The sequence below is a fragment of the Lysinibacillus sp. Y5S-8 genome (assembly GCF_036894365.1).
GTDB lineage: Bacteria > Bacillota > Bacilli > Bacillales_A > Planococcaceae > Lysinibacillus > Lysinibacillus fusiformis_D.
Map to the genome: position 1 here is coordinate 840584 of NZ_CP145889.1, position 14232 is coordinate 854815.

Below are 14232 nucleotides of genomic sequence, written 5' to 3' on the forward strand. Positions count from 1 at the left end.
AGATGAATTCAAATTTAGAAAAAGATATACTATCACGTCGTACTTTTGCCATTATCAGTCACCCTGATGCTGGGAAAACGACGATTACAGAAAAGCTTTTACTATTTGGTGGTGCCATTCGTGACGCAGGGACAGTAAAAGGGAAAAAAACAGGTAAGTATGCAACGTCTGACTGGATGGAAATTGAAAAGCAACGTGGGATTTCGGTTACTTCATCCGTAATGCAATTTGATTATAATGGTTCTCGTGTGAATATTTTGGATACCCCTGGTCACCAAGATTTCTCTGAGGACACATATCGTACATTAATGGCTGTGGATAGTGCTGTCATGGTAGTGGATGCTGCCAAGGGGATCGAGGCTCAAACATTAAAGCTATTTAAAGTTTGTAAAATGCGTGGTATCCCTATTTTTACATTTATTAATAAATTGGATCGTCAAGGGAAAGAGCCACTTGAGTTAATAGAAGAGCTTGAAGAAGTACTTGGCATAAACGCTTATCCTATGAACTGGCCAATTGGTATGGGGAAAGAGTTCCTTGGTATTTACGATCGTTATAATAAACGTATTGAGCAATTCCGCACAGATGAAGCTGAACGATTCTTACCAATTGACGACAATGGAGAGCTTGCTGTGGAGCACCCAATGAAAGTTACTTCTTATTATTCACAAGCAATGGATGATGTTTTACTGCTAGATGAAGCTGGAAATGCCTATTCTGAGGAAAAAATTCGTCGTGGAGAATTAACACCTGTATTTTTTGGTTCAGCATTAACAAACTTTGGTGTACAAACGTTCCTTGAAACATATTTACAATTTGCACCGACACCTCAGCCTAGAATTACCGAAGATGAGCAATTTATTGATCCTGTTGAACATGATGAGTTTTCAGGTTTCATTTTCAAAATTCAAGCCAATATGAATCCTGCCCACCGTGACCGCATTGCCTTTGTACGCATTGTTTCTGGTAAATTTGAGCGCGGAATGAATATGACATTAGCTCGTACAGGTAAGTCATTTAAAGTGACTCAATCTACACAGTTCCTTGCAGATGATCGTGAGACCGTAGATGAAGCGGTTGCGGGAGATATTATTGGGTTATATGATACAGGAACTTACCAAATTGGGGACACTGTTGTAGGTGGCAAGAAAACATTCCAATTTGAAAAATTACCGCAGTTTACACCAGAGCTATTCGTACGTGTAACAGCGAAAAACGTAATGAAATCAAAGCAATTCCATAAAGGGATTTTACAATTGGTACAAGAGGGTGCTATTCAATATTATAAAACGCTGCATACAGAGGAAGTCATTCTTGGTGCAGTTGGTCAATTACAATTTGAAGTATTTGAGCATCGTATGAAAAATGAATACAATGTGGAAGTAAGAATGGAGCCAATCGGTTCTAAAATTGCACGTTGGATTGAAAACGAAGATGATGTTAAAGAGTCCATGTCTTCTGGTCGATCTATGCTAGTGAAAGACCGCTTTGATAATCTTGTTTTCCTATTTGAAAATGAGTTTGCCATGCGCTGGTTTGCTGATAAAAACGAAAACATTAAACTTTATAGCCTTCTATAATTACCAAACACGAATCGACAATTTTGCGATTCGTGTTTTTTTGCAAGGAAAATTGACACTGTTTGTAGAATATAGACAGTATTAGGAAATATATTGCACGACGAACTAAATGAAGGGGGCTTAGCTCATTTATAAATCGGCTATCCTAGAAAGGAAGAGGTAGAAAAAGGAGTTTGTTTATATGAATATTAGTCATTTTTCCATTAAAAGACCCGTCTTTACAATTGTTACGATGCTTTTTGTCATCCTGTTAGGCGGTGTCTCCTTGTTAAAAATACCGATTACGTTAATTCCAGAGTTAAATCCCCCCATAGGTGTTGTTGTCACTTCTTATCCAGGGGCAAGTCCAACAGAGGTGAATGAGAAGATAACGAAACCATTAGAGGCTACACTTGCCACCTTACCTGGCATAAAAAAACTACAGTCAACCTCACAAGAAGGTTCTAATTTAATTATGCTTGAGTTTAATTGGTCCACGAATATGGAAGATATCCAACTCGATATTTTACAGCGAATTGATATGACACCACTGCCAAATGATGCGGGCAAGCCTAGTTTTTTAAAGTTTGATCCGTCTCAATTTCCCATTATTCAACTATCATTACGTGCAGAAAATAGTGATGTAGATGTACGTTTATTAGCAGAGGACTTAGAAAAAGAACTGCGACGGACAGAGGGTGTTGCAAGTGTAAATGTTTCTGGCAAGTTGATCGAGGAAGTTCAAATAATATTAGACGAAGCAAAGCTAGTCGAAAAAGGCTTAACACAAACAGACATTATACAAATAATCCAAGCGAATAATGTATCTCTTCCTGGTGAACCTGTTTCAACAGATGATGGTAAGCTGTTAACAACACGTATTGTAAGTACATTATCGTCACCTGAAAGTATTGCAAGTTTGATCGTTTCAGTGAACCCGTTAACAGGTGAAGCGCTAACTGTGAGCGATCTTGCAACCGTAGAGAGGACAGAGCAACAATCTATTACGACAACTCGTGCCAATGAGCATCCAGCAGTCCTTATGTCCGTTTTACAGGAATCTGGCGCGAATACAGCAGAAGTTTCGAAAGCGTTTCAGCAAACATTAGATGAACTACTAAAGAAAGAGCAATATAAGGGGATAACGGCAGACATTCTTGTCGATCAAGGTAATTATGTAGATTTAGCCATTAATAACATTGGCTCTTCTTTAATTTTAGGTGGATTATTTGCGATGTTCATCCTATTTGTTTTTTTACGTAGTGTAAAGAGTCCAATCATTATTGGTATTGCTATTCCTTATTCGGTTATTGTGACATTTGTGTTGATGTTTTTTGCGGATTTTACCCTTAACATCATGACACTAGGTGCTCTTGCACTGGGTATCGGTATGCTAGTGGATAATGCCATTGTTGTTATTGAAAATATCGAAAGACATTTAGGGCTAGAAAAGGATCCTATTACTGCAGCGCAGGAAGGAACTAAGGAGGTTGCACTTGCTATTACGGCTTCCACGTTAACTACTATAGCCGTATTCATTCCTGTTATGTTTATCGAAGGATTGATTGGACAAATATTTACAGAATTCGCCCTAACGATTTCGTTCAGCCTAATCGCTTCTCTAGTAGTTGCGCTTACTGTCGTCCCAATGCTAGCAAGTCGTCTTTTAAAAATGAAAAATGCCAATTTTTATGAGCAGCGCAGTAGCTCTAAATTTTACAACCATTACAAATCCTCTATTGTATGGGTATTACGGCATCGACTGCTAATACTAATTTTTACGGTGATGTGCTTTGGTTTATCCTTATTTGGGCTGACTAGAATTGGTACAGAATTTTTACCACCCACCGATGAAGGATTCACATCTATAAGTGTCAATCTTGAAAAAGGTGTCGCTGTATCGGAAACAGAAAAGGTAGTGAAGCATATTGAGGAGCGCTTGAAGCAGGAAAAAGATGTGGATGTTTATGTTAGCTTAATTGGGGGTACGCAACAATCGCAAGCGCGTGGACAAACGAGCGCCAATCAAGCTGAAATGTATGTCAAACTAGTACCATTAGCAGAAAGGCAACGTTCCATTTTTGAATTTGTCGAAGAGTTGGAGCAAGATATAAAGGGAGAGCTTGGAGAGCAAGCTGATATTACATTTAATGTATCAACAGCAACGGGTTCGTCACCACATACATTAACGTTCCGATTAACAGACTCAGATGAACAAAGGCTACAGCACACTGTTAAAAAAGTGCAGCAAGAGCTACAAGCGATTCAAGAAGTAACGAATGTTTCAACGGATCTAGACCAGACTGTGCAAGAGATTCAAATTGAGGTCGATCGAGAAAAAGCAAAAGACTACGGTTTTATCCCAGCACAAATTGCTCAAACCGTGAACCAAATGACAAAAGGACAATTAACGTCCCAGCTAATTACTGAGGACGGCGCTGTATTACCCGTTTATACGGGTTTTGGACAGGTATTTAATACGAGTATAGATGCGCTAAAAGCCATGCAGCTTCGTTCTCCAGCAGGATTGTTTGTGAAATTAGAGGATGTTGCTACTGTCTCTATACAAGAGGGACCCGTGTCCATTCGTCGTTCTGATCAGGCAGCAGCGGTAGCCTTTTTTGTAGATTATGAAACAAAGGAATCATTGGGCGGCATTTCGGCAAAAGTAGATAAAGCATTGACCCAAGTTCATTTACCGCCTGCTACTCAAATTGTTTTTAGTGGGGATCGAGAGCTTTATGATAGTGCAATTGACGATATGCTATTAGCAGTTATGCTAGCAATCGTACTAGTTTATATTGTAATGGCTGCGCAATTTGAGTCATTTAAATATCCGTTTGTCATCATGTTTACAGTCCCATTAATGATCATCGGTGTGGCGATTGCTATGTTCGCAACACATACTTTAATCGGTGTGACGTCTGTTATCGGTATTTTAGTGCTTGTAGGGATTGTCGTAAACAATGGCATTGTGCTTGTCGATTATATTAACCAGCTAAAGGCGAAGGGCATGTCTGCTTATGAAGCCATTTTACTGGCTAGCCAAGATCGTCTTCGACCTATTTTAATGACGGCGTTAACGACTATTTTAGGGCTGTTTCCACTAGCGCTTGGTATTGGTGAAGGAACAGAGATGAACCAACCGATGGGGATTGCGGTTATTGGAGGCCTTGTAACCTCGACATTGCTAACATTATATATTGTACCGATTATCTATAGTTTAGTGGATAAAGAAACAAGAAAGATGCGCTAGATTTCAAGGGGGAATAGGAGATGAACGTTCATTTTTTTACTGGATTTCCTGGTTTCATTTCAAGTCAACTCATTCGGACATTATTCCAAAAGAGACAGACACAACAAGTTATTGCGATTGTGTTGGCAGGTGAAACCATTAAGGCAGAGCAGGAGAAAAGCAAAATAATAGAAGCTTTTCCTGACTGTTCAATTCATATTGTAGAAGGCGATATTACGCTGCCAAATCTGGGTTTAGATGATCAAATAATCAGTGGAATTGTACCGCAAATAGAAGTGCTTTGGCATTTAGCCGCTATTTATGATTTAGCGGTACCACGTGATCTTGCATGGAAAGTGAATGTCCATGGTACAACAATGGTCAATGATTTTGTGCGCACCTTACCGAATTTAAAACGCTATATGTATTTTAGTACAGCCTATGTGGCAGGCACACGTGAAGGGATACTCCGTGAAAATGAACTCATTCGGCCTCCAGCATTTAAAAACTACTATGAGGAAACAAAATATGAGGCTGAGCTTCGAGTTGAAGATTTAAAATCAGAAATACCACTTACGATTATTAGACCTGGAATAGTGCGGGGGCATTCAATGACAGGTGAAACCATTAAATTTGATGGACCTTACTTCTTTTTAAATTTAGTAGAACGAATAAAGGGTTTACCCTTTATTCCATACATCGGCCGATCGACATCAACGATTAATGTCGTGCCCGTTGATTATATTTTAAATGCCTCAGTTTTTGTAGTGAATGAACAAGATGCAGAAGGCAAGACACTTCATTTAACAGATCCTAATCCTCACCCTGTACAGGAAGTATACCGTACTATGGTGAAATTAATAACGAATGTCTATCCAAAGGGACGTTTCCCATTTACATTAGCAAAGCTATCGTTACAAGTTCCTTTTATTCGAAAAAAACTTGGAGTTGAACAAGAAACGCTAGATTACTTAACATGGAATGCCACATTTGACACAGCTGAAGCACAGCAAATTTTACAAAAAGGTGGTATTACCTGCCCTGATTTTATACAGACGATGCCAAAAATGATTGCCTTTTATTTAGCACATAAGGAAGAGAAGAGCTATCAAATTCAGATTAAGTAAAAACAATATAGATATTTTTGTCAGTTGTAAATGATAGTGCTATAATGATGGAAAGAAGATACCTTCGACAATTTGTCAAAGGGGAGTAGCTAGCAGGAATGATATGTCCTGGTTTCACATTCGTCAAGACATGGTTATGACCATCGGGTGTGATAGTGAATGGCTCTATACGTAATGACGTGTAGATTGATGTACCATAAAAGAAATAGGTACGAATTTACTTAGCGAGACCTTTGCCTGAATTAGGGCAGAGGCTTTTTTCTTTTGTACTTTAGATAAAATGGTCGTTTTAGGGATAGAGCTTAGAGGAGGCACTAGAATGGAAGCAATTATATTTCAATACGGCTGGGTGTTAATTGTCCTTGTTGTATTAGAAGGATTACTTGCAGCTGATAATGCGGTAGTGATGGCTGTGATGGTCAAGCATTTACCACAAGAACAGCAAAAAAAGGCGTTATTTTATGGACTATTTGGAGCACTGATTTTCAGATTTTCCGCCTTGTTTGTTATTACAGTATTGGTAAACTATTGGCAAATCCAAGCAGTCGGTGCGGCCTACCTATTGTTTATGTCTGCGAAAAATATATATGATTTGCGTAAACATAAAGATGATGAAGAGGAAACAGCTGAAAGAGCAGAGAAAAAAGGTTCTGGATTCTGGTTAACGGTTCTTAAGGTTGAAGCAGCAGATATTGCATTTGCTATTGATTCGATGCTGGCAGCCGTTGCGATCGCTGTAACTTTGCCTCACTTAGGAAATTTTGATATTGGTGGCATCAATGGAGGACAATTTATTGTCATGCTTCTTGGTGGATTTATCGGTGTCATTATGATGCGTTTTGCAGCACAATGGTTTGTTAAAGTATTGAACGATTATCCTTCACTTGAAACGGCAGCATTTCTTATCGTTGGTTGGGTCGGTGTGAAGCTGGTTGTCTTAACATTAGCTCATGAAAAAGTAGGAATACTATCTGTAGAATTCCCCCATTCAACTGCATGGGAATTAACATTCTGGATAGTCTTACTAGGCATTGCATTTGTGGGCTACCTAGTGGGAGTTCGTCATAAAAAAAATAATTAGTATCTAAACGGGAGGAATAGTTGTTACTATTTCTCTTTCTTTTTTTATGTATCTTTTCTATACTATTATCTATCTAGTTGGGCATCATATGTGGGAGGAGTTGTTAAAGTGCCTTGGAAAAAATCATCAAATAGACTTGTCACACCATTTCAGGTACTTGTTTCTTATTACTTTATAGCTATAGCGATTTCCTTCCTGTTATTACGACTTCCAGGCGTTCATCAAGAGGGCATAAGAATTTCCTTTTTAGACAGCTTGTTTACAGCAGTAAGTGCAGTTAGTGTCACGGGCTTAACAACGATTACTATTTCGGAAACCTATACAACCTTTGGGCTTGTGATGATTCTTGTTATTTTACAGTTAGGGGCCATTGGTATTATGTCACTTGGTACCTTTGTGTGGCTGCTAGTGGGGAAAAAAATTGGGATGCGTGAGCGTCAATTAATTATGATTGACCATAACCAGTATAATTTGTCTGGTGTTGTGAAATTAATTCGTGAAATCATAAAGATTTTATTTGGCATTGAAGTTGCGGGTACGATTATTTTAACGCTGCATTTCACCAATTATTTTGATACATTAGAAGAAGCTTTTTTGCATGGGGTATTTGCTTCCATTTCTGCTACAACAAATGGTGGTTTCGATATAACTGGAATGAGCTTACTGCCATTTCATGATGATTACTTTGTACAAATGGTTACAATGGTACTGATCGTGTTAGGTGCTATCGGCTTCCCAGTATTAATCGAATTAAAAACGTTCTTGCTCAATCGACGTGCGAATTTTCGTTTTAGTTTATTTACTAAAATTACTACATCCACATACGCTATTTTATTTGTTGTAGGTGCACTTGTCATTTTACTTCTTGAATCTTTCCATTCCTTCAAGGAAATGTCCTGGCACGAGGCGCTATTTTCGGCGATGTTCCATTCAGTATCAACAAGATCGGCTGGATTGACAACATACGATGTTACGACATTTAGTGAAGCAACAGATATATTTATGAGTTTCCTTATGTTCATCGGTTCTTCGCCAAGCTCAGTTGGTGGAGGGATTCGCACAACTACTTTTGCCTTAGCTATTTTATTCTTAATTACTTTTGCTAGGGGAAGAGAAGATATTCAAGTATTTGGGCGAGAAATTCATTTAATAGATGTCTTTCGCTCATTCGTCGTTATTTTATTAGCATTTTTTATGGTGTTAATTGCTACACTTATCTTACTCATCACAGAGCCACAAGCATCACTGATTCAGATCATTTTTGAAATCACTTCAGCGTTCGGTACTTGTGGTATGTCGTTAGGAATCACCGAGGACTTATCTGTCATTGGTAAAATCATTATCATTATTTTAATGTTTATCGGTCGAGTAGGGTTAATTTCCTTCCTTTACACACTTGGTGGTGGGGGTAGAGGGAAAAAATCAAGCTTCCATTATCCAAAGGAACGTATCATCATTGGGTAATTATAACGAAATGATGGTATATAAGGGCTTTGTAAGGGACAATCATTAGATTGCCCTTTTTTGCCCCCGAAAGTTCGATTTTCTAGATAATCACTGAATTTTTTGAGGGGACTTCTTTCATGTTCAGTGGTTACATGTAAATAGCTATTTGCAGTTATCTCTATATTTTTGTGAGCAAGAATGGTACTAACAAAGTTATATCTACATCAGCTTCTTAGTTCATAACTGAGAGAGTGTATGGATCTGAAAAACCTCGGTTACTCATGCTAACTAGGAATTTAACACATTACTATTAATATGATTCTAAAAAAGTAATTACCCTATTTTGGCCAATCAATACTAATATCTAGTTTCTGAATATTGGTATCTTATAATAGTTTAAAGTAAAAGATTATTTTATGAATAAAATAAATTTATTGGTAGTTGTTGTAAGTATAGTAAATGACTTTCTTCTATTATATATAGATAAAAAAGAAGTAATTTGTCGAAAGCTGTCATTACAGATGTATATACACAAGGGAATACCCCTTCTTCGCGTCCCCTATCAAAAGTTAATTTTAAGGAATTAAAAAGTAATTGCCTTAACATAGGTAGTTCAAATACAATAAAAAACACATAAAAAAGCTACACTAATAAATGCGTAATAATGGGGAATGTTTAGAAGCAAATGATACTTAATAAATCACATCCCAGCGTATTTTTCATTAAAAAAGGTGAAAAATAAGAAATTGTCATACAATTTTCAAAAAATTTAAAATTGTTTTTCCCGTATTTTTAAAATTTTTGTGGGTATTATTTACAAAATAGAACTAGCTTGTCTTTAAGGCATTTGCCCTAAACTTTTGAAGGGAGGCTATGAATACTTGACTAACTCATTTAGTTAGTCGAAGAAAGTACATATACAGTCATGTTATTTTTGTGAAAAGGATTTAAGAATTGTTTAAGAAAGCAAAAAACTAGTCCTGACTGTTAGTACAGGACTAGCTTTTATTATTAACTAGAGTGGATAGATGCAAAATATGGTTGCTGACCGTGACGGAAATAGGTTAACAGATAGCCATTTTTTTGTACAATTTTGCCATTTAGGAAATTGGAATAGTCAAGGCCATGAGGGATAATCAGTGTATGCTTAAACAACTCTTTCTCAGATAGCTTAAAGCTAGCAAATTCCTCGCCAGCGATAGTAGGATCTTCGCGTAATGCTTGATAAAGGGCTTTTTGTTGCTCTTCTGTTGGTCGTTCATTCCACCACAGCTTACGTGGTTGGAACTGCTGTGCCATTAGATAATCAAGCTGCATGAGACTTTGGATAATGTTTAAATTCACGCCCTCCACAGTTTCTAAAAACATTAATAAACGGCGGAATAAATCTTCCAACTGATGGCCGATACGAGACCAACCTTTTGTTTCCCAATACGTTCCAAAGTTTTGGAAAAAATCAAATGGTGTGTCAAAGACCTCAGTAACTAAGTATTCAATCGTATAATTCATCCGATGGTCATTCCAATACTTCTCAAGAACATCCTCTGCATGTTTAATGCGTACGATATCATCAAATGTTAGCACATTATTTGAAAAGATTTCGTAAGGAGAGACATCCACATAGGTATAACCAAACTTTTCAGCTTCTAATCGAAGGCCTGTACCACGTAAAAGCTTTAAAAATCCTAGCTGTAACTCTTCTGGTCTCATCGCAAAAACGTCATTAAACGTTTGACGGAAGCTTGCGTAATCTTCCTCTGGTAGACCAGCAATTAAATCTAAATGTTGATCTATTTTTCCGCCATCCTTCACCATTGTTACTGTTCGTTTTAGCTTTTCAAAGTTTTGACGACGTTTCACGAGTGTATTGGTTAAATCGTTTGTAGATTGTACGCCAATTTCGAAACGGAACAAACCTTTTGGTGCATTGTCATTTAAGAATTGAATCACCTCAGGGCGCATAATATCTGCGGTAATCTCAAACTGGAATACAACACCAGGTTTATGTTCATCAATTAAAAACTGGAACATTTCCATCGCATAGCTGCGGCTAATATTGAAGGTACGATCCACGAATTTAATTGTCCTAGCTCCGTTATCCATTAAAAAACGAATATCTTCTTTTATTTTTTCACGGTTAAAGTATCGTACACCTACTTCAATGGAAGATAAACAAAATTGGCAACTAAATGGGCAGCCTCTACTTGTCTCGATATACTGAATGCGTTTACCTAAATGGGGAAGATCCTCCTCAAAGCGGAATGGACTTGGTAATTCACGCAGATCAATTTTAGGTGGCATAGCGTGAATTTTGACTTTTCCATCCTCTAAATAACAAATGCCTGGAACATCCTCTAACAAAATTTCACCGTGGAAATAGCGTAATAATTGTTTGAAAGAAGTTTCTCCTTCGCCCATGATAATAAAGTCTACCTCTGGTATTTGACGTAACCAATGATGAGAGTCGTAAGAAACCTCAGGACCTCCTAGCAAAATTTTAACATTTGGACAGACAGTCTTTAACATTTTTATAACGTGAATGGTTTCTTCTATATTCCAGATGTAGCAGCTAAATCCAACAATATCAGGTTTTTTTTGGAATAAATCTGATACAATATTAAAAGCAGGATCCTTAATAGTGTACTCTGCTATAATTGGATTAAATTCTGGTAAAGCGGCGCCTTTAAGATAGCGCAATGCTAAATTTGTGTGAATATACTTTGCATTTAAAGTAGTTAAAATAGTATTCATGCAATAATCTTCCTTTCAACATCTTATTGTATCAGTCAAGTATCTGACATACAATATAATTCTTTTTACCTATTTATTTTGTGAACGGTTCGTGAAATAATTTAAAATACTTAAATTTACTAAATTTTGTAATAATAGAATCGTGCTGTCATAAAGTATAGTAAAGGCTCAAAATTCGATTTAGAGGTTTTTTACTCTTTTGAAAGGTTCGGTGAGAAAGTTGAAGCAAAATGATATTAATCAATGTTTTGGAAATCTTATGAAAAGTACTTCGTCACCAACACTTATACTCAATAAAGCAGGAAAAATTTTGAACGTTAATGAGGCTGCTATTAAACGTTTTAATCTTAATTTAACGTATATTGGCTATTTAGCTATGGACGAGCCATCTAATTTTAAATGGACTAAATTCGTCAAACAATTACAAAATGATTTACGTTCAGAAGAAATTTTTAATATTCGTACAACTGGAAACGACTATGAAATGCTGTCATTTAAATGTTTTTATGATCCTAATACAGAAGAAATTGTTGCGCAAATTTCGACACTAAATGATGATGTTGCTCATAAATTATACATGAGTCAGGCGCATGAAAGATCACAATCTTTTAATGCATACGATTATTTACCTTATGCTGTTATTGTAAGTGATGCTAGCGGTATTATTCTTGGGCTTAATAAGTATGCGGAAATGTTTCTGAAAGTTGAAAATTCGCATTTGCTCCATAAAGCACATCAACATATATTCGATTCATTTACATTGAAAAAGGGACAAATTACATCATACCTGTCTAAGCTGATGGGTGACAAGCATGCAAGTATTCATGTGGTCGATGAAACACAAGTAAGCAGAACTTGCTATTATGAAATTTCCAGTATTTTTGATGAATACAATAATATTATTGTCACGGTTATCAATGATGAAACAGAGAAAAAACAACTTCAGCATAAAGTCGAGCATCAGCAAGCATTAAATGTTGTGGGACAGATGGCTGCAAGTATTGCGCATGAAATTCGTAACCCATTAACTTCTTTAAAGGGATTTACTGAATTATTAAAGTTAAATGCTGATGATGAATCACGCATGTATCTCTCTGTTATTGACAGTGAGCTTCAACGGATGGAACAAATTTTATCCGAGCTTTTAGTGTTGTCTAAGCCAACGACGATGAAAGTTGAATTATTAGAACTGGATCATATTGTAAAGCAAGTCATTGAGTTTATGCTACCAGATGCACTCATGAAAAATATTATGATTCAGTACATTTCTCCTTCTAACCAAATTTATATCGGTGGCAACGAGAATCGCTTAAAGCAGGTGTTAATGAACCTAATTAAAAATGCAATGGAATCCATGAATAATGGTGGCACAATTACAGTTGAAATGGCGACAAATGACTGTGCGATTGTCGAGCTTATGATTAAAGATGAAGGGGTTGGCATGGACAGCACGACACTTCAAAACCTATTCCAGCCTTTTTACACGACAAAATCAACAGGGACAGGACTGGGCCTTGCTTTCGTGAAAAAGGTGATTGAAGAACATGATGGGGTAATAGGCGTTAACAGTGAACTACAGAAGGGGACATGCTTCCATCTGCAGTTCCCAATTTACACATTTAATCAACTTGATACATTGGAAGTATCCTCAAAAGATTCTGCTTATTTAGTAACGTAAATAGAGTAAAAATGGTGAGATAATTCACAATAAAACCTTCTAAATCATATAATGCTTTTGACAATGCTTTTCTAATATCGCTATAATGTCATATAAAGAGCGAAGTGAGAGGAAAAGAATATGAAGTCAGAAGATCTAAAACAATCTTTAAAATTATATATTGTACTATCGCGTGCATTGAAAGCGATCAATGAGACAACACATCAATTATTTCAGGATAATGGTTTAAACCCAACTGAATTTGCTGTTCTAGAGCTTCTTTATCATAAAGGGAGACAACCTTTACAGCAAATAGGCAATAAAATTTTGCTCGCTAGTGGGTCTATTACGTATGTCATTGATAAGCTTGAAAAGAGAGGCTATTTATTACGTGTTTCTTGTCCTTCAGATCGTCGTGTGACATATGCAGAAATCACTGATGAAGGTGAAGCCTTTATGGCAGAGCTATTCCCAAAACATGAGCAGCATTTGCATGAATTAATGAGTGTGCTATCGCCGCAAGAAAAGGAACAAGCAATTACGTTATTAAAGAAAATTGGCCTTTCTATTAAGGATTTATCTTATTAAAAAAGTTGTCTCATTGATTTGAGACAACTTTTTTATAATGGAAATAAAAGGACGATAGACATTGTCTATCGTCCTTATTGTCTTACTATTTTTTAGAGATAGTGGCTGCCATATTAAGCATAGCATCTGTTAAATCTTGTTTATCGTTATCGTGAATTGTTAATTTTGTAATGAGACCATCTTTTTCAAAAACAACCCCAATAACTTTCTCTGTGTCAAAGTCTACGACATAACCCTCGATATGTTGAACATTTTTAAATGCTGCTAATTCTTCAGTAGTTAAAGCTACTGTTTCGCCTACAGCATTCATATAATCTTGCATAGTTGTTTTCACTTCATCAAAGCTTGATTGTGATGCTTCAATTGTTTCAATACGCATAAACACTTCGTCATCATCATTAGATACTAACATATCTTTACCTGGTTCTTCCTGTGTCATTGTAAATCCTGGAAGCTGTTGTAACTTGTAGGTTTGATTGACACTTTCAGACTGAGTGGCTGTTTCCGTTTTATTTTCGCCTTTTTGTACGTATTTCACATCTTGTTGTGGCTGTTTAGAAGTATCCTCTGTATTTGTGTCATCTGATGCAGGAGTTTCCTCTTCTTCTTGTGATTCGCCTGCAGTTTCATCTCCAGATGGTTTTTGATCAACACCAGTATTGGATGGCTCATTTTGTTGAGCATCTGAATCCCCTGTTTTATCAGAGGTATTACAACCTACAACTAATACGGCTGTTAGTACTAATGCAAGAATTGAAAATAATTTTTTTTGCATAAAAAACCCTCCT

At 36.7% G+C, this 14232-nt stretch carries 9 protein-coding genes; 7 read left to right on the plus strand and 2 right to left on the minus strand.

Annotated features, from left to right (window positions below; all coding sequences use genetic code 11):
• The first annotated feature begins 2 nt into the window (after positions 1-2).
• The 5 genes from V6670_RS03900 (at position 3) to V6670_RS03920 (ending at position 8466) form a co-directional block, all read left to right on the plus strand.
• Positions 3-1580, plus strand: a complete 1578-nt coding sequence (locus tag V6670_RS03900) for a peptide chain release factor 3 (protein WP_338652722.1) — start codon at positions 3-5, stop codon at positions 1578-1580.
• Positions 1581-1761: 181 nt separating this feature from the next.
• A complete protein-coding gene (locus V6670_RS03905; RefSeq protein ID WP_338652723.1) occupies positions 1762-4815 on the plus strand; it encodes an efflux RND transporter permease subunit in 3054 nt (1017 codons plus the stop codon).
• A 20-nt stretch (positions 4816-4835) separates the two neighbouring features.
• Positions 4836-5921: an SDR family oxidoreductase gene (locus V6670_RS03910; RefSeq protein WP_141904821.1), complete on the plus strand. Its 1086-nt coding sequence runs from the start codon at positions 4836-4838 to the stop codon at positions 5919-5921.
• A gap of 319 nt (positions 5922-6240) precedes the next feature.
• Positions 6241-7002, plus strand: coding sequence for a TerC family protein (locus V6670_RS03915; RefSeq protein ID WP_338652724.1), 762 nt, complete (start codon positions 6241-6243; stop codon positions 7000-7002).
• A gap of 108 nt (positions 7003-7110) precedes the next feature.
• The gene (locus V6670_RS03920) at positions 7111-8466 is read left to right on the plus strand and encodes a potassium transporter TrkG (RefSeq protein ID WP_141904823.1); all 1356 of its coding nucleotides are present in this window, start codon (positions 7111-7113) and stop codon (positions 8464-8466) included.
• A 993-nt stretch (positions 8467-9459) separates the two neighbouring features.
• On the opposite strand, the gene V6670_RS03925 is transcribed toward V6670_RS03920, so the two are convergent.
• Entirely contained in the window at positions 9460-11199 is a 1740-nt protein-coding gene (locus tag V6670_RS03925) for a radical SAM protein (RefSeq protein WP_338652727.1), read from the minus strand.
• 310 nt (positions 11200-11509) lie between these two features.
• On the opposite strand from V6670_RS03925, the gene V6670_RS03930 reads away from it, so the two are divergent.
• Both V6670_RS03930 and V6670_RS03935 read left to right on the plus strand, forming a co-directional pair.
• Positions 11510-12877, plus strand: a complete 1368-nt coding sequence (locus V6670_RS03930; protein ID WP_338652728.1) for an ATP-binding protein — start codon at positions 11510-11512, stop codon at positions 12875-12877.
• A 120-nt stretch (positions 12878-12997) separates the two neighbouring features.
• A complete protein-coding gene (locus tag V6670_RS03935; protein ID WP_141904826.1) occupies positions 12998-13444 on the plus strand; it encodes a MarR family transcriptional regulator in 447 nt (148 codons plus the stop codon).
• 85 nt (positions 13445-13529) lie between these two features.
• On the opposite strand, the gene V6670_RS03940 is transcribed toward V6670_RS03935, so the two are convergent.
• Positions 13530-14219: a hypothetical protein gene (locus V6670_RS03940; protein WP_058845178.1), complete on the minus strand. Its 690-nt coding sequence runs from the start codon at positions 14217-14219 to the stop codon at positions 13530-13532.
• Between the last annotated feature and the right edge of the window lie 13 nt (positions 14220-14232).